Annotated in this window: 19 protein-coding genes; 6 read left to right on the top strand and 13 right to left on the bottom strand. The window is 67.1% G+C overall.

From position 1 onward, the window contains the following. The first annotated feature begins 49 nt into the window (after positions 1-49). Complete coding sequence (locus VX037_RS00225) at positions 50-1,162, top strand: CaiB/BaiF CoA transferase family protein (protein ID WP_266061596.1); 1,113 nt, start codon at positions 50-52, stop codon at positions 1,160-1,162. 223 nt (positions 1,163-1,385) lie between these two features. Here the strand turns inward: VX037_RS00225 and VX037_RS00220 are convergent, their stop codons facing one another. The 5 genes from VX037_RS00220 to mftA all read right to left on the bottom strand — a co-directional run bounded on the left by VX037_RS00220 (position 1,386) and on the right by mftA (position 5,390). After that, positions 1,386-2,198 carry a mycofactocin-coupled SDR family oxidoreductase gene (locus VX037_RS00220; RefSeq protein ID WP_235723578.1) on the bottom strand — a complete coding sequence of 271 codons (813 nt, stop codon included), beginning with the start codon at positions 2,196-2,198 and terminating at the stop codon, positions 1,386-1,388. 102 nt (positions 2,199-2,300) lie between these two features. Next, the gene (gene mftD, locus VX037_RS00215; RefSeq protein WP_235723577.1) at positions 2,301-3,500 is read right to left on the bottom strand and encodes a pre-mycofactocin synthase MftD; all 1,200 of its coding nucleotides are present in this window, start codon (positions 3,498-3,500) and stop codon (positions 2,301-2,303) included. Positions 3,501-3,523: 23 nt separating this feature from the next. Continuing rightward, entirely contained in the window at positions 3,524-4,807 is a 1,284-nt protein-coding gene (gene mftC / locus VX037_RS00210) for a mycofactocin radical SAM maturase (protein ID WP_235723576.1), read from the bottom strand. Between the two features lie 74 nt (positions 4,808-4,881). Beyond that, positions 4,882-5,295: a mycofactocin biosynthesis chaperone MftB gene (gene mftB / locus VX037_RS00205; protein WP_287015684.1), complete on the bottom strand. Its 414-nt coding sequence runs from the start codon at positions 5,293-5,295 to the stop codon at positions 4,882-4,884. Further along, entirely contained in the window at positions 5,295-5,390 is a 96-nt protein-coding gene (gene mftA / locus VX037_RS00200) for a mycofactocin precursor MftA (protein WP_160900601.1), read from the bottom strand. The genes mftB and mftA overlap by 1 nt, the downstream gene beginning before the upstream one ends. 110 nt (positions 5,391-5,500) lie before the next feature. Here mftA and mftR point away from each other — a divergent pair, with 110 nt between their 5' ends. From mftR to VX037_RS00185, 3 genes are all read left to right on the top strand, one after another. Further along, entirely contained in the window at positions 5,501-6,124 is a 624-nt protein-coding gene (gene mftR, locus VX037_RS00195) for a mycofactocin system transcriptional regulator (RefSeq protein ID WP_235723574.1), read from the top strand. A 178-nt stretch (positions 6,125-6,302) separates the two neighbouring features. After that, positions 6,303-7,358 (top strand): ferredoxin--NADP reductase, encoded by a 1,056-nt coding sequence (locus VX037_RS00190; RefSeq protein WP_235723573.1) that lies wholly within the window; start codon positions 6,303-6,305, stop codon positions 7,356-7,358. A gap of 34 nt (positions 7,359-7,392) precedes the next feature. Next, positions 7,393-7,761 carry a DoxX family protein gene (locus VX037_RS00185; protein ID WP_287015683.1) on the top strand — a complete coding sequence of 123 codons (369 nt, stop codon included), beginning with the start codon at positions 7,393-7,395 and terminating at the stop codon, positions 7,759-7,761. A gap of 286 nt (positions 7,762-8,047) precedes the next feature. On the opposite strand, the gene VX037_RS00180 is transcribed toward VX037_RS00185, so the two are convergent. The 6 genes from VX037_RS00180 to VX037_RS00155 all read right to left on the bottom strand — a co-directional run bounded on the left by VX037_RS00180 (position 8,048) and on the right by VX037_RS00155 (position 12,535). Further along, positions 8,048-8,782: a DNA alkylation repair protein gene (locus tag VX037_RS00180; protein ID WP_287015682.1), complete on the bottom strand. Its 735-nt coding sequence runs from the start codon at positions 8,780-8,782 to the stop codon at positions 8,048-8,050. A gap of 7 nt (positions 8,783-8,789) precedes the next feature. After that, positions 8,790-10,004: an NAD(P)/FAD-dependent oxidoreductase gene (locus VX037_RS00175; RefSeq protein ID WP_287015681.1), complete on the bottom strand. Its 1,215-nt coding sequence runs from the start codon at positions 10,002-10,004 to the stop codon at positions 8,790-8,792. Between the two features lie 104 nt (positions 10,005-10,108). Beyond that, a complete protein-coding gene (locus VX037_RS00170; protein WP_266061601.1) occupies positions 10,109-10,678 on the bottom strand; it encodes a hypothetical protein in 570 nt (189 codons plus the stop codon). After that, positions 10,675-11,334 (bottom strand): hypothetical protein, encoded by a 660-nt coding sequence (locus tag VX037_RS00165; RefSeq protein WP_235723569.1) that lies wholly within the window; start codon positions 11,332-11,334, stop codon positions 10,675-10,677. Before VX037_RS00165 ends, VX037_RS00170 begins: the two co-directional genes overlap by 4 nt. Further along, positions 11,331-11,891: a hypothetical protein gene (locus VX037_RS00160; RefSeq protein WP_235723568.1), complete on the bottom strand. Its 561-nt coding sequence runs from the start codon at positions 11,889-11,891 to the stop codon at positions 11,331-11,333. The genes VX037_RS00165 and VX037_RS00160 overlap by 4 nt, the downstream gene beginning before the upstream one ends. Continuing rightward, positions 11,888-12,535, bottom strand: coding sequence for a hypothetical protein (locus VX037_RS00155; protein WP_308191697.1), 648 nt, complete (start codon positions 12,533-12,535; stop codon positions 11,888-11,890). The genes VX037_RS00160 and VX037_RS00155 overlap by 4 nt, the downstream gene beginning before the upstream one ends. Positions 12,536-12,651: 116 nt before the next feature. Between VX037_RS00155 and VX037_RS00150 the strand changes: the two genes are divergently transcribed. Together VX037_RS00150 and VX037_RS00145 are read left to right on the top strand one after the other, a co-directional pair. Continuing rightward, complete coding sequence (locus tag VX037_RS00150) at positions 12,652-14,109, top strand: amino acid permease (protein WP_266061602.1); 1,458 nt, start codon at positions 12,652-12,654, stop codon at positions 14,107-14,109. Then, a complete protein-coding gene (locus VX037_RS00145; RefSeq protein ID WP_266061603.1) occupies positions 14,106-14,990 on the top strand; it encodes a universal stress protein in 885 nt (294 codons plus the stop codon). Before VX037_RS00150 ends, VX037_RS00145 begins: the two co-directional genes overlap by 4 nt. 25 nt (positions 14,991-15,015) lie before the next feature. Here the strand turns inward: VX037_RS00145 and VX037_RS00140 are convergent, their stop codons facing one another. Together VX037_RS00140 and VX037_RS00135 are read right to left on the bottom strand one after the other, a co-directional pair. Further along, the gene (locus VX037_RS00140; protein WP_266061604.1) at positions 15,016-15,879 is read right to left on the bottom strand and encodes an SDR family oxidoreductase; all 864 of its coding nucleotides are present in this window, start codon (positions 15,877-15,879) and stop codon (positions 15,016-15,018) included. A gap of 54 nt (positions 15,880-15,933) precedes the next feature. Then, a complete protein-coding gene (locus VX037_RS00135) occupies positions 15,934-16,533 on the bottom strand; it encodes a TetR/AcrR family transcriptional regulator (RefSeq protein ID WP_328712829.1) in 600 nt (199 codons plus the stop codon). Positions 16,534-16,538 lie beyond the last annotated feature (5 nt).

Here is a 16,538-nt window from a genome sequence, read left to right as displayed (position 1 = left end):
AAAAGCGTGAGACCCGACACATGGGGCGGGTACTGATCGGGAGGACACCATGACGTCGACGACACCGCGCAGTAGCGGAAAGAGCGGACCCCTCAGCGCAATCCGGGTGATCGAATTCGCCGGGATCGGGCCGGGACCACACGCGGCGATGCTGTTGGCCGACCTGGGTGCCGACGTGGTGCGGGTGCAGCGGCCCGGTTCGCTGCCGGCGCCGGACCGCAAAGCCGACGCACTGCTGCGTGGACGCCGGGTCGTGGAGGCGAACCTGAAGGACCCCGCCGACCGCGACACCATCCTCGGATTGGTAGCCAAGGCTGACGTGATCCTCGAGGGTTTCCGCCCGGGCGTCATGGAACGACTCGGGTTCGGGCCCGACGATCTGGCGGAGATCAATCCCGGCCTCGTCTACGGCCGAATGACCGGTTGGGGGCAGGAAGGGCCTCGTGCCGACCGCGCCGGCCACGACATCAACTACATCTCGCTGACCGGCATGTTGCATGCCATCGGCCGCAAGGAAGATCGGCCGGTGCCGCCACTGAACCTGGCGGGCGACTTCGGCGGTGGTTCGATGTTCCTGGTCGTCGGCGTACTCGCCGCCCTGCTGGAGCGCGGGATCTCCGGTCAGGGGCAGGTCGTCGACGCGGCGATGGTCGACGGCGCCTCGGTACTCGGACAGATGATGTGGGCCTTCCGCGGCACCGGCCTGTGGAGCGACGAGCGCGGGGTGAACATGCTCGACACAGGCGCCCCCTACTACGAGGTGTACGAGACGTCGGACGGCAAGTACATGGCCGTCGGCGCGATCGAGCCGCAGTTCTATGCCCAACTCATCTCCGGCCTGGGCCTCGCCGACGCAGATCTGCCCGCGCAGAACGACATCGCGAAGTGGCCGGAGCTGGAACGGATCTTCACCGAAACGTTCAAATCCCGCACCCGCGACGAATGGACCAAGGTGTTCGAGGGCACCGACGCCTGCACCTCACCGGTCCTCGACTTCGCCGAGGCGCCGTCGGATCCGCATATGGCCGCTCGCGCCAACCTGGTGGAGATCGACGGCGTGACCCAAGCACAGGTGGCGCCCCGGTTCTCCCGTACGTCGACGCAGACGCCGACCGCCCCGGACCGCGAGGCCACCGATCCCGCCACCCTCTGGCAAGACTAGGACCCGCACCCACCGCACCCTGGCTCCCAAACTCTCAGCACGGCAGCCGACAGAACCCCAGAATTCGTCGAGAGCATCCGCCCCGGCGTCTGACCGAGAGCATCCGCACACTCCGCGGATGCTCTCGGCGAATTCTGGGGTTCTGTCGGCGCGAAACCGGGTTCTGTCGGCGCGAACCGGGTTCTGTCGGCGCGAAACCGGGTTCTGTCGGCGCGGGAAGCCGTCAGACCTTTGTGGCTCCCATGTCGATCGAGAACTCGGACCCGGTGATCGCCTTGGCGCCGTCGGAGGCCAGGTAGAGCACCGCGTCGGAGATCTCGTCGAGCGAGGCCACCGGGTGATGGTTCATCATCGAGCTCAGATGTGGTGCGACCCATCCGATACCGAAAATCCGGTGGGCCTCGGTGTCGGCCACGCCCATGGGGGTGTCGACGGCATAGGGATGCACGCTGTTGACCCGGATGCGATAGTGGCCGAGTTCCTTGGCAGCAGTCTGGGTGAGGCCACGGAGACCGAATTTCGACGCCGAGTAGGAGGCCTGCAGCGGCATCGCTTTGAGGCCGGCCGACGAGCTGATCACCACGATCGACCCGCCGTTGCCGGCGTCGAGCATGGCGGGGATCGAGGCGCGCAGGGTTTTCCAGGTCCCGACCAGGTTGATGTCGACGACGTCGGTGAACTGCTCTTCGCTCAGCTCCCAGACCTTGCCCCAGGTGAGTAGGCCGGCGTTGGCCACCACGATGTCGAGACGCCCGAATTGTTCGACGCCATCGGCGACCAGTTGTTCCTGGAACGCCAAGTCGCGGGTATCACCTTGGCGGGCAAGGATTTTTCCGCCGGCCTCCTCGACAAGGCGGACGGTGTCACCGAAGTCCTCGGCCGTCGCGGCCGGATAAGTGGTGTGGTCGGCGACCGGACCGGCGATGTCCATACCGATGATCGCGGCCCCCTCGCGCGCGAAGCGCAGCGCGTGGTTGCGCCCCTGCCCGCGCGCCATCCCGGTGATGTAGACGACCTTGCCGTCGAACTGCCCCATCCGATGAGCCCTCGTTCTCTCGTCGCGTCACCCACCACAGGTGAACCGTGTCGAAAAACTGTAACACGTTCTACTTTGTGGTGGGTGAACGGCGACGGCGCCTCACACGTGGCCGAAGGAGCGTTCGAAGTCTTCCGGTATGACGAGGTCGTCGCGGGAGAGTTCGTGAATGCTTTTGCGTCCCAGTCCCATCAGGCTGGAGTCCAGGCCCATGCGGAGCAGGTCGAGTACATTCTCCACGCCGGCCTGGCCGTTGGCGGCCAGGCCCCACAGGTAGGCGCGACCGATCATCACCGCACGCGCGCCGAGGGCCAGCGCCTTGGTGACGTCACTACCGCGTCGGATGCCACCGTCGAGGAGCACCTCGATGTCATGGCCGACGGCGTCGGCGATCGGGCCCAGCACCCGGATGGTGGCCGGGGTGCCATCGAGGTTGTTGCCACCGTGGTTGGACACCGAGATGGCCGAGGCGCCGATGTCGACGGCCCGCTTGGCGTCGTCGAGGCGGGTGATGCCCTTGACCATGAACGGCCCATCCCACTGCTCACGCAGCCACTTGAGATCTTCCCAGGTCGGCGGCGGGGTGTTCATCCACTGACCGTAGGCGCCGAAGAACGTGGGACCCGGTTCACCGGGCGGGGTGAGGTTGGGCGCGGTCAGATCGGGAATGTTGATCGTGCCGCCCTTGACCCAGTCCAGGGCGTAGCGCGGTTTGACCGCGATCTCCGGCGCGAGTTTGAGCAGTGCCGCGAAGTCGACCTTCTCCGGGATCTCCGGGCTGCCCCAGTCACGGCCGACGTTGAACACCCAGTCGGTGGTGACGATGAGCCCCTTGGCGCCGGCCGCCTTCGCACGCTCGGCCCGGGCCAGGATCTCCTCGCGCGACCCCAGCCAGTAGATCTGGAAGAAGAACTTGTCGTTGGCCGCGGCCACCTCTTCCACTGGATGGGATGCAAAGCTCGACAACCCCATCGCGGTGCCACGAGCTGCGGCAGCCCGGGCCACGGCCACTTCGCCGTCGGGATCCACCGCCTGCACACCGGTCGGGCTGATCATCACCGGGAACGAGATCTCCTGGCCCATCACGGTGGTCGACAGTTCCCGATCGGGCTGGGTGCCCACCACGTGCGGCGCAAACCCGAGTTCGTTGAACGCGGCCGTGTTGTCGTTGACGGTGATACCCGCCTGGGTACCGGCGACCAGCGAGGAGTACACCGACTTGGGCAGACGCTTCTTGGCGCGCCGTTGCGCCTCGTGCACGGTTTCGAACCAGGGATTTCGGGCCCACGGATTCTTCGGCATGTCCTTACCTATCTCTTCTTCAGCTACAGACTGTCGGGGGTGAACCCCGCCAGCGGATTCTCATCGCAACTCTTCGACGGTGGGGCACCCACCGGTAGCAGGTCCCCGTCGGGACGCCGCGTCATCAGCGTCAACGGGGTGCCGCGCGAATGATCTTTGTTGGCAGTCGGTTTGGTACGGTCACCGGCCAGCAACTGCTCGCCGTAACCCTGCACACATTCCGGGTCGGGCCCAGCCAGCGGCAGGCCGGTGAAGAACTTGGCGGCCATGCAGCCCCCACGACACGCGTCGAAGTGAGCGCACTTGGTGCACGCACCTGCATTCTGCGGCTCACGCAGTTCGAGGAACAGATCCGAATTCTGCCAGATCTGCTGGAAGCCACCGTCGGTGGTGATGTTGCCGGCCAGGAAGTTCTCGTGGATCGCGAACGGACACGCATACACATCACCAACCGGATCGATCAGACACACCACCCGACCGGCACCACACAGGTTCAACCCCGGCAACGCGCCACCACCGTCACCGCCGCCGAAGGCCGACAGGTGGAAGAACGAGTCACCGGTCAACACGTTGTCGCCATGTGCGACAAGCCAGTTGTACAGCTCGAGCTGCTGCTCGGGCAACGGATGCAGATCGTCCCATACGTCGGCACCACGCCCCGACGGACGCAAACGGGTGATGCGCAAAGTGGCGCCGTAGCGATCGGCGAGCGCCTTGAACTCGTCGAGCTGCGCGACGTTCTCCCGCGTCATCACCACGCTGATCTTGGCGTCGGCGAAGCCCGCCTCGTGCAGGTTCTCCAACGCACGCACCGCCATGTCGAACGACCCCGGACCACGAACCGCGTCGTTGACCTCGGCGGTCGCGCCGTCCAGCGAGATCTGCACATCCACATAGTCCGACGCTGCCAACCGCGCCGCGACCTGCTTGTCGATCCGTAAACCATTGGTGGAGAACTTCACCCCCACCTGATGGCTGGTCGCGTAATCGACCAGCTCCCAGAAATCCGGTCGTACGGTCGGCTCACCACCACCGATGTTGACGTAGAAGACCTGCATCCGCTGCAGCTCATCGATGATCGCCTTGCACTGTTCAGTCGACAACTCCCGCGGATCACGTTTACCCGACGACGACAGGCAGTGCACACAGGCGAGATTGCAGGCATAGGTCAATTCCCACGTCAAACAGATCGGGGCATCAAGCCCCTTCTCGAACTGATCGACGAGCCGACCCACCTTCGGCGGGCTACTCGCCGCTGACACGGCGGCCGAGGCGGTTGTGGTGGGCGGCATTTCGAGTGTTGTCATCGTTGGACTCCTGGGGGCGTGGCGAGTCTGGCGGGTGCGGGGTCGGGCGTCTGCAGGTCGAACATCATCGGGCGTCAGGCCACGGGACGACGCGCGATCATCCCCGAATCGGCGAGCGCGCGCAGCGCCTGCAAGTACAGCGGCCGATCGGCGGTGTCGATACCGGCATAGTCGAGCGCGGCGCCGGCGGTCGGATGATCGGCGAGCGAACCCACGATCCCGACGACCGTGAGGTTCTTGAGGAATGACAGCTTGCGGGTGCCGAAGTGATAGAGCAGCGCGCCGAACGGCTCAGGACGCAACGCCACCTTCGGGTTGAGCTGCCACGCGGCGTCGACGTCGAAGCGGGTGGCGCGCTCGGACGTGCCGGGCGCTTCGGACTGGGCGGCTGCCTCGGACTGGGTGGGTACATCGGACTGGGGTGCGCCGGGCCCGGCGGTCGCATCAACGCGACCGCCGGCCACCGGACTCGATGTCGTGATCGACATCAGTAGACCCCGCACATCCCGTCGATCGACACTTCCTCGACCAACGACTCACCCACGAGTTCGTCGTGATCCGACGTAACGGACTGATCGGCCATGATCCAACCTCCTCTTTCTTCTGGTCGTGATGTGGATCACCGGATACTATAATGGCACTCGGTGCAGAAAAACACCCCTGCGGCAAAACTGATCAGATGGACAGGTGAAGATGAGCCCACCGGACGTAGCGCCACCGTCCCTCACCTCGGCGAACCAGCCCGGCCGGCGCCCGGTCACCTCGCGCGCCCAGATCAGCGCGATCGCGATCGACCTGTTCAGCACCCGCGGCTTCGAGGAGACCAGCGTCGACGATGTCGCGGAAGCGGTCGGCATCGCTCGCCGCACCCTGTTCCGCTATTACCCGTCCAAGAACGCGATCGCCTGGGGCGACTTCGATTCCCACCTATCCGCGATGCGCACGTTGCTCGCCCAGATCCCGCCCACCGAGCCGATCGCCGACGCCCTGCAGCAAGCGCTCATCTCGTTCAACCGGGTGCCATCAACCGAGTTGGCGGGCCACCGACGGCGGATGGCACTGCTCCTCGGCGTGCCCGCCCTGCAGGCGCATTCGATGCTGATGTATGCCGAATGGCGTCAGGTCATCGCGGAGTTCTGCGCGCACCGACTGGGCCTGCGCGACGCCGATCATCTGCCGCAGACCATCGCCTGGATGTGTCTGGGAATCGCGCTGGCCGCCTACGAGCAGTGGCTCGCCGAGCCCGGAGCGGATCTGGAGACCCTGATCATCGCCGGCAGCCGTACGCTTGCAGAGGGCGTCGGTGCACTGTCATGATCGGCGAGCCTTACGCTAGACTAAACTAGAACGTGTTCTTATTTTCGCCTGAACTGCGGTGACGATGCCAGGAGCATGGCGCACGAGACCACGGCACATTGGACGTTGGACCACGGCGCGGTGCGTGACGCCGCCCGGTGAACGAGGCGCCGGCACAGAGCCGGTGGAGAGGTGGGAGATGACCGAGCTGACACCGCATGGCTCGCGCAGCGTGATCCTCACGGTCGCGGACGTCATCGACGAGACCGCCGAGGCCCGCTCGATCGTGTTCGATCTGCCCGATACCCATCGCGACCCTTTCACCGACTACAAGCCGGGCCAGTTCCTGACGCTGCGTATCCCGAGCGACCGCACCGGGTCGGTGGCCCGCTGTTACTCACTCGCGTCGTCACCGGTCACCGATCGCCGGCCCAAGGTGACGGTCAAGCGCACGGTGGATGGCTACGGCTCGAACTGGGTGTGCGACAACCTCGCGGTCGGCACGCAGATCGAGGTGCTGCCACCGTCCGGGGTGTTCACGCCCAAGGACCTCGACACGCCGCTGCTGTTGATCGCCGCCGGAAGCGGTGTCACGCCGGTGATGTCGATTCTGAAGGCGGCCTTGCACACCGGCACCGCACCGATCACGTTTTTCTACGCCAACCGCAGCGTCGACGATGTCATCTTCGCCGACGAACTACGCGACCTGCAGCGTGCCCATGCCGACCGGCTGACGCTCATCCACTGGCTCGAATCCCTGCAGGGACTTCCCGACGACCGGTCGCTGACCACGGTGTTCCGCGCCTACGCCGACCACACCGCATACTTGTGCGGGCCCGGCCCGTTCATGGATGCTGTCCACAAAGCGCTTGCAGGCGCGGGCTTCGGCCATCACAACGTGCACACCGAGGTGTACAACTCGCTGTCCGGAGATCCGTTCGCCGACGTCGAGCTCGAGGAGGTCAGCGAGGCCGAGGACGCCGAGGCGGCCACCGTCGAGGTCGAGTTGGACGGCGAGACACACAATCTCCGCTGGCCGCGCAAGCGCTCACTGGTCGACATCATGCTGGCCGCCGGACTCGACGCCCCCTACTCCTGCCAGGAGGGCGAGTGTGGTTCATGTGCCTGCACGCTCACCGAGGGTACGGTCGAGATGGACAACACCGGCGCACTCGATCCGGAGGACATCGCCGACGGCTACATCCTCGGCTGTCAGGCGCACCCGACGTCGGATGCGCTCAAGATCGAGTTCTGACGGGCGGCCACACACGCGACGAAGGGTGAACACAATGAGTCCCGACCGATTGGCCCGGCTGCTCGCCGGAATGCTCTTGTCCATCGGCGCAATGCATTTCGTGGCGCCGAAACCATTCGACGACATCATTCCCGAGGAGATCCCGGCGGACCCGAGGACGCTGACCTACGCGTCCGGGGTTGCGGAGGTCGCGATCGGCGCCGGTCTGCTGGCGCCGCGCACCCGGCGGGTCAGCGCTGCGCTCGCGGCCGCACTGTTCGTGGCGGTCTACCCGGCCAATCTCAACATGGTGCGTCTGTGGAAGGACAAGCCGCTGCCCATGCGTGCGGTCGCCATCGCGCGTCTGCCTTTCCAGTTCCCGATGATCTGGGCCGCGGTCAAGGTGTTTCGCGGTTCGCGGTAGAGGTGGTCGGGCAGGTCTCGATACGCTCCTCACTCCGTTCGTCGCTACTCGACCAGCAGGAGAACTCCGTTCGTCGCTACTCGACCAGCAGGAGAACTCCGTTCGTCGCTACTCGACTCCAGATCCGCTGGTCGAGTAGCCGAGGAGCCTGCGACGAGGCGTATCGAGACCAGACCACCTCACCCGTGAAAAGAGCTGCGCCCGGCCGGACAGTAACGCCAGATCCGCTGGTCGAGTAGCCGAGGAGCCTGCGACGAGGCGTATCGAGACCAGGCCCCCGACACCCCTAACGCAACGAGCGGTAGTGGGCACGCTCCTCGGGCATGAGGTGTTCGGTCGCGTAACTCAATGCGGTACGCCCCATCTCGGCGGCGTGCTGGTGGAGGTAGTCGGTCAACAGGTCACGGTCGACGCGCTTTCCCATCTCCCGCAACATCCAGCCGGTGGCCTTCTGGATCAGGTCCCGGCGATCGTCGATGACCACCGGTACCACCGCGAGCGTGGCATCCGCGACACCACATTTCAGGAAGGCGAAGGTGCCGACGATACCGGCCCGCCGTGTCCACAGGTCATCGTGTTCGGCCAACTCCACGAGCAGACCGAATTCGTCGGTCCGCACCAGCCACGCACCGAGCACCGGATCGGCGAAGGTATCGACCAGATCCCAGTTGTTCACACGCCCGGCCGACAACGCTTGCAGGTAGAGATCCACCCAGCGCCGGCGCGCCGTGTCGTCATCGGCACGTTCGTACTCGCCGCGCAGCAGGAACAGGGCGGTCAGGCGATGTTCGTGGACTTCCGAGTCCAGCAGACGCCATACGACGTCGGCCCCGGCCCCACGAAACCTCTTGGCCACCATGCGTAGCTGCGGCACGGTCACGCCGACGAACCGGTCACCTTCGCCGTACTCGCCCGGCCCGGTTTTGAAGAAGCGCGCCGAGGACACCGCCCGCTGGGGGTCGGCGAGGTCGCCGATCGCGCGTTCGACGGCTTCGACCGTATCGGGGTGCGGTCGGGGCACCGGTACCTCAGCCGAGCACGTCGGCGATCGGCGTCGGTGTGAGCAGTTTCGGCCGCGTCTTCATCACCGCACCCACCTTGCCCGCGCCGACGACGCCGGTGAGGATGCCGTCACGGCTGTAATAGGCCAGGAACTTCGTGCCGTCGTCGTCGACCAGATGGAGTTCGTCGCCGGCCTCGGGCCGACCCAGCACCTGGATCTTCAGGTTGTACTGGTCGCTCCAGAAGTACGGCGGCGCAGCCGGAATCATGGCGTCGGTCTGCGCGATCCGGTGGGCGACGACGGTGGCCTGCTCCACCGTGTGCGTCCAGTGCTCCGCGCGGCGCGTGCCGCCGGTCTCTGTGCGCCAGTTCGCCACGTCGCCGAGCGCGTAAACATCCGGCGCGGAGGCGCGGCCGTGCTCGTCGCAGGCGATACCGCCGCCGGATTCGCGTGGCGCGAGTTCGATCCCGGAACCATCGAGGTAATCGGTCACCGGGATCGACCCGATACCCACCACCACGATGTCGGCGGCCACCTCGTCGCCGTCGGCGAGCCGCACACCGGTGAGGACGCCGTCGGTCGAGCACACCTCGTCGACGCCGACCCCGGCGCGGACATCGACCCCGTTGGCCTGATGCATCCGGGTGATCAACTCCCCCACCCCGGTTCCCAGCGCAGCGGCCAACGGCGTCGGCGCGGGCTCGACCAGCGTCACCGCCAGGCCGCGCTGGTTGAGGCTGGCCGCGACCTCGCAACCGATGAAACCGGCGCCGACGATCACTGCGCGCGAGGCATTCTCGATCTCGCTGCGCAGCGCGAGGGCGTCGTCGATGGTGCGCAGCACGTGGACACCGGCCACCCCCTCGGTACCCGGCAGCGACCGCGGGCGCAGTCCGGTTGCCAAGACGAGTGAGTCGTAGGCGACCTCCGCACGCTCGGTGGGGGCGTCGAGCCGTTCGACGGTCACGGTGCGGGTCTCCGGCGAGATAGCACACACGCGTTCACCGACACGCAGCTGCACCGATGCCTCACCGAAGTAGTCGGCCGGCTTCAGATCGACCCGGTCGTCCTTACCGAGCAGCACCGACTTCGACAACGGCGGACGGTCATACGGCGGGTGGGCTTCCTCGCCGATCAGCGTGATGGGTCCGGTGTACTCGTTGCTGCGCAGGCTCTCCGCCACGCGGATACCTCCGAGCCCCGCACCCACCACAACCACACCTGCCGATGATGCGCTCATCCCGAATTCCTCCTGACACGTCCTTGTCCGCGATGTCGCGACATGCGGCAGCGCGGGTGCCGGCCTTTCCGAAGCCGACCGGGAAGTGCGCGAAATGCACTTCCTCACCGGGTGACGTCGCCGACCATTGCGAGGTCGGCAAGACGCCAATTCCCCTCGACATTACGCATAGTGGCCCATCGAGCGGTAGGGGTACGGTCGTCGTCTCGATCACCGGTATCGGTCGCTGCGGGGATACTCACCGTCTGGTCGACGAACACCAGCACCCGCGCGCGTTCGGCGGTGAACTCCTCGACCCCGGCACCCACCACCTGCGCCGACAACGTCATCCCGGCCTCGATCGCGCCAGGTAACACCACGTCGACGCCCTGCGCACGGTATGCCTCGTCGATCGGCGCGGTGAGCTGTGCGAGGACCTCGTGCCGGTCGCGCTCGGTCTCGTCCGGGGTGTAGGACAACAGTGCGGTCACCGCCGCATCGGTCGCCGTGAGCACAGCGGTACGTTGCGTGTCGTCGGGCACCGGACGCGACCGCGCGGCACCGATCAGACCCACCACCGTCACCACGACGGCCACGAACGCGATCGCCGTGGCAACGATGACGCGGCGACGTCCACGTCTGCCCAGGTGCGCGCCAGGCCGCCGCGCCGGACCGGGAGCTGCGCCGGCGGTCATGTCAGCACCGCCCGGCTGATCAGCCAGTCCTGGCCGGCTCGGATCATCGTCACCTCGATGGTGACGCGGGTGTCATCACCCTGGGCGCCGATCAATTGCGGATCGGAGGCCTCGGCCACGACAAGTGCCGCCGCCTCGGCACCCTCGGCATCCGAGTCGGGGTCGGTGATCAGCCCCGCCGACAGCACCCGCCCGGAACTGGGCTCGGCCTGCGCGGTCACCTCGGCCACCAATGAGTCGCGGGCCGCCTCGATCCGATCGCGCTGGTCGCCGGTCGTCACGGCGACGGCGCGATTCACGTAGCCGCCGGCATCGGCGGGATCGGCGGTCAGTAACGACGCGACCGAGGAACTGGCTGCCGCCAGCGCCGCGTCTGCCGCCGCCGACCGCTCGGCCGATGCATGGTTGTGCATGACCACCGCGACGAGCACCCCGCTCGCGACGATGATCACGGCACCCGCGATCGCGATGACGCCCCGGAACCACGCCGATCGACGTCGGGCCCGGGCACGCAACGCATCCGAGGCGTCGATGCGGGCACGCCGGGCCGCGCGGGTCGCCTGTTCGACGCGCCGGCGGGCATCGTCGAGGGCATGCTCTGACGCGTCGAGGGCATGATCCGGGGCGCCGGCGCCGCGAGAGTCCGACGACGTCATGACAACACCTCCATCCCGGTCAGCTGCCAGATGTCCCCGACCCGGTCGAACCGGGCCTGCACTGAACGTTTCTCGGTGATCGGTGGGGCGTCGGGGGTCGCGACGGTTTCCACGGACGCCCGGATCAGGGTGGTACCGCTGTCCGGTTCGGCATCGACCACGCCGACGACATCCGGGCGCCAGGTGACCCGCACGGCGCCGTCGGCCGGTGGCCGGGTCAACTCGGTGGCATAGCGCCGCGCGAACTCACCGCCGACGAGACCGCGCGCACGATGCCGGTCGGCCTGCCACGATGCCGTGGTCACCGAGAACACGTGAGCGACGATCTCGCCGGCGGACCGACGCAACTCGGTGCGGGCCCGGTCGGTGGCGGAGTCGATCACCGACTCCCGCCACTGCACACCCACGGCGACCACGAGTGCGGTCGCGACGACAGCGATCACCCCGCCGAACGCGACGGCGCGCCGCACGGGGATCACCCCGCGGGCAGCGCGCAGACCGCGGCCGGCACTGGCAGACACCGTTGCGTGAGCACTCTTCTCGGGTGGGGTCGTCATGGGAGGTACTGCACCGCCGCGAGTTTGAGTTCGCCATCGGCCGGTTCGACGAGGACCCGCAACCGGAACCGGCGCACCGTCTCGTCGACAGGATCGGGGTCGCCGACGGCATCGGGGTCGTCGCCCCCGGCGAAGACCACCGTCGACGCGACGAGGACAACAGCCCGATCGCCCGAACGCCGAGCCACACCTGAGCCGTCGACGATTCCACGCGCCACCGTGCCCTGCGAGGCGACGAACCGGGAGTAGGCGTCCGCGGATTGCGCGAACTGGTCCCGGAACTCGCCGGTCGCGCCGTCGATGATCCGGCGCACCTGCTCGGGGCGTCGATGATCGGGGCTCAGCAGCATTGTCACGCGGTCGACGGCGGCGCGCTGGTAGTCGGCGTCGGTGTAAGCGTCGGCGCCCCGTACCCACAGCACCGTCGAAACCACTGCAGCGACAACCGCAACAGCGGCTGCCAGCGCCACCCATCGGGGAGCGCGGGACCGGCGTCGCATCCCCGCGGCCACCTGGGCCTCGCCGAGCGCCTCGACGGCCCGTCGCAACTCACCGCGGGCAGCCCGCTCGGCCTCGATCGCCGCGTCCCGGGCCATCCAACACCCCTTTCCGCCGACCCGTTCACCGGTGTCGGCGGACTCCACCCTAGACACGCCACCGGCGACGGCATCGGCAGCGCTCGGGCGACCCGGTCTGGCCATCGGGCTGCGAGTCCGGCGAATCCGGCGCAGAATCGTCTATTACCTGCGAGGAGGCGCCGATGACGCGACCACAATCGATCACCGCCACGATATTCCGCCGCAAACCTGTGCGGGGTGCCGGGGCGCCCGGGGAGGCGACCGACGATCCGCACCTCAAACGTAGTATCGGCACGTTCCAACTGACCCTCTTCGGTGTCGGTGCGACGGTCGGCACCGGCATCTTCATCGTCGTCCCCGAGGCCATCAGCAAAGCCGGCCCGGCGGTGCTGATCGCGTTCGTGGTTGCCGGGGTCGCGGCCGGCCTCGCGGCGATCTGCTACGCCGAGATGGCTTCGGCGGTACCGGTGTCCGGGTCGAGCTATTCCTATGCGTACGCGACCCTGGGCGAGGTGGTGGCGGTCGGCATCGGCGCATGCCTGATGCTCGAGTACGGGGTGTCGGCGGCAGCCACCTCGATCGGCTGGGGTCAATATCTCAACGAGCTGCTCGACAACCTGTTCGGCTGGCATATCCCCGATGCCCTCAACGCCGCGCCCTGGGGCGTCGATGATCCCGGAATCGTGAACCTGCCGTCGGTGATCCTCGTCGTCCTGTGCGGTCTGCTACTCATTCGCGGCGCCAGCGAGTCCGCGATCGTCAACACGGTGATGGTGTTGATCAAACTCGGTGTGCTGCTGCTGTTCGCGGCAGTTTGCCTCACCGCGTTCACCTCCAGCCACTTCACGCCGTTCATGCCCGAGGGGATGGCCGGGGTGACGTCGGCAGCCGCGGTCATCTTCTTCACCTTCATCGGCCTCGACGCGGTATCCACGGCCGGCGACGAGGTGCGCAACCCGCAGCAGGCCATGCCACGGGCCATCATCGGCGCCCTCCTGGTGGTCACCGGCATCTATCTGCTCACCGCCGTGGCGTCGATCGGCGCACAGGCCTGGACCGATTTCGATCCCGACGACAGCGCCAGCCTGTCGGTGCTGGCCAACTCGGTAACCGGTTCCACCTGGGTCGGCACCATCATCGCGGCGGGTGCGGTCATCTCCATCTTCTCGGTGACGTTGGTGGTGATCTACGGCCAGACGCGCATTCTGTTCGCGATGGGACGAGATGGCCTGCTGCCATCCGCCTTCGCCAAGGTCAGTTCGACAACGATGGTGCCGGTGAACAACACGGTGGTGGTATGCGCGGTGATCGCCGTGCTCGGCGGCTTCGTCCCGATCGACAAGCTGTGGGATCTGGTCTCGGTCGGCACGCTGGCGGCATTCATCGTGGTGTCGATCGGCGTGATCATCCTGCGCCGCACCATGACCGACCTGCCACGACCGTTCCGTGTGCCCGGCTACCCGGTGACGCCGGTGCTGTCGGTGGCGGCCTGTGTGTGGATTCTGAGTGGTCTGGCGCCGGTCACCTTCGCCTTCTTCGGCGCGTGGGTCGCCGCGGCCCTGCTGTTCTACGCCCTGTGGGGACGCCGCCACAGCAAGCTGAACGCGACGACACCGAACTCGGACGGGGCTCACACATGACGATCCTGGTGGGCTACGTCCAGGGCGAGGGCGGCCTGGGCGGGCTGCAACTCGGCGCGATGGCCGCCGAATCGTTGCACACCGACCTCGTGGTGGCCACGGTCGTCCCCAAGCCCTGGACCACGCCGTCGATGGCGAAGGTCGATGCCGAGTTCGCCTCGTGGACCGACGAAGTCGCGGCCACGGCGGAGGCGGAGGTCGCCGAGTACATGACCATCTATCCGCCCGAGCTGAGCTGGCGCTTCACCCGACTCGATCATCGAACGGTGGCATCGGCACTCATCGAGCACGCCCGCGCCCTCGACGCCGATGCGATCGCGATCAGCTCGACCGGTGACGGTCAGCTGGGTCAGATCGTGCTCGGCTCGACCGCCGACACGCTGATGCATCGCTCGCCGGTACCGGTGGGCATCAGTCCGCGCGGTTACCGGTCGCCCAAGGACGGCCTGCTCACCCGGGTCACCGCGGCGATCAGCGGATCGGGACCCGAATCGCGGTCGGTCATCGCCCGCGCCCGGGGCCTCTGCGATCGGATGGATGCGCCACTGCGGGTGGTGTCGTTTGCGGTGCGCGGCGGGGCGATGTACCCGCCGCTGGTCGGCCTGAGCACGGAGGACGACGTGCTCTCCCAATGGCAGGCACAATCCGCCGAGTCACACCGGATGCTGCTCGATGACGGCGTGATCGCCCCCGGCACCGACTGTGTGGTGGCCGCCGGCCGCGGCTACCGGGAGGCGTTCGACTCGATCGAGTGGATCGGTGGCGAGGTGCTGTTCCTCGGCAGCGCCCGCGACGGCGTACTCGCGCAGGTGTTCCTCGGATCACGGGCCAGCAAACTGATCCGTCACTCGCCGGTACCGGTGCTGATCCTGCCACGCTGATACCCGTCGGATCGAGCGCGCCGCGCTATCGCGAACCGATCCGTTTCGAGTAGGCGGCGCGCTGCTCGTGGTCATAGTCGAGGAACATGCTGTCCAGCTTGGTCATCCGCCGCGATGCCCGCTTCATCCGTTGCGGGAACAGGGCATTGGCATGCGTCCACGCCATCGATCGCGGAGCCGTCAAGCGAACCCGCGGACGAGCGATGATGGCGAGCACCTGGGCCGCCACGTCTTCGGGTTCGATCGCGCGGACCATCGAATTGGTGTGCAGCCCGGAGATCAGACCTGTGCGCGTGAATGTCGGCAACACGGTGCTGACCCGCACGCCGGTCTTCTCGAGTTCGGCGTCAACGGCCTCGGAGAACTCGATGACGGCCGCCTTGGCGCCGTTGTAGATGGTCAGTCCGGGCGTGGGCAGCCGTCCGGCGACCGAGGCGATGTTGACGATCTGGCCGCGACCCCGGGCCACCATGCGACGAGCGGCCAGTTGGGTACCGGTGATCACGCCGATCACGTCGATGTCGTAGGTGCGGCGGATCAACGCCTCGTCGTAGGACAGGAAGTCACCGACCGGCATGATGCCCGCGTTGTTGATCAGCACGTCGATCGGCCCGACCGCGGACTCCACCGCGTCGAGGAACTCCTCGAACGAGGACCGGTCGGTCACGTCGACACCGAATCCCTCCACGCCGAGATCGGCGGCGGCCTTGCCCACCGCGTCGTCGTCGATGTCACCGAGCGCGACCACCGCACCCGCCTCGAACAACTGTGTCGCGGTCTCGAAGCCGATACCGCGCGCACCACCGGTGATCGCGATCACCTTGCCGCGCAGCGCATCACGAACTTCTCCGTGATCCGGCCCGCGGCGCAGCAGATCTCGAACGGCCATCAGAATCCCTCCATCAGCAGACCCCGACCACGGGTTCGTGGTCGCGGATGGGTATCACCAGATCATCGGCGCGAGGTACTTGGCAGCGAGTTCGCGCACCGCGTCGGGCTGTTGTTTGCGCTCGTCGGTCGCAGGCACCTCCAGATAGGAGATGACCAGGCGGACATGCAATTCCACCGCTTGACGCAGATCGTCGTCGGGCATCGTGGCGCCGGACTCCCGCAATGTGCCCGCGACCCGATCGGTGACCATGTCGATGAACAACGACGTCACCGCCGAGGTGATGCCACGCATCTCCGAATCGGTCAGCACCAGCCGTCGCATCAACGGATCCTCGGAGATCATCACCGCACCTTCGGCGAAGGCCTCCACCACCGCTTCGGCCGGACCGAGGCCCACAACCGCCGCCATCAGACGTTGCATACCGCGCTCGTACAGGTCGTTGGCGACCGCGAGCAGCAGCGCTTCCTTGTTGGGAAACCGGCGGTAGAGGGTGCTACGGCTGACGCCGGCCTGCGCGGCCACCTCGTCCATGTTCGCGCGGCGCACTCCGACGTCGGTGAACTCGACCTCCGCGGCCGCCAGGATCGCTTGTTCCTGGTCTTCGGGGCTCGCCGTGTTGCGGGCCTTGCGCGGCGCTTTGGTCTGCGACATCCGCC

The sequence above is a fragment of the Gordonia sp. Z-3 genome (assembly GCF_036233855.1).
Classification (GTDB): domain Bacteria; phylum Actinomycetota; class Actinomycetes; order Mycobacteriales; family Mycobacteriaceae; genus Gordonia; species Gordonia tangerina.
The sequence above is the reverse complement of the archived record's forward strand: the minus strand, read 5'-3'. Positions and strand labels throughout refer to the sequence as shown.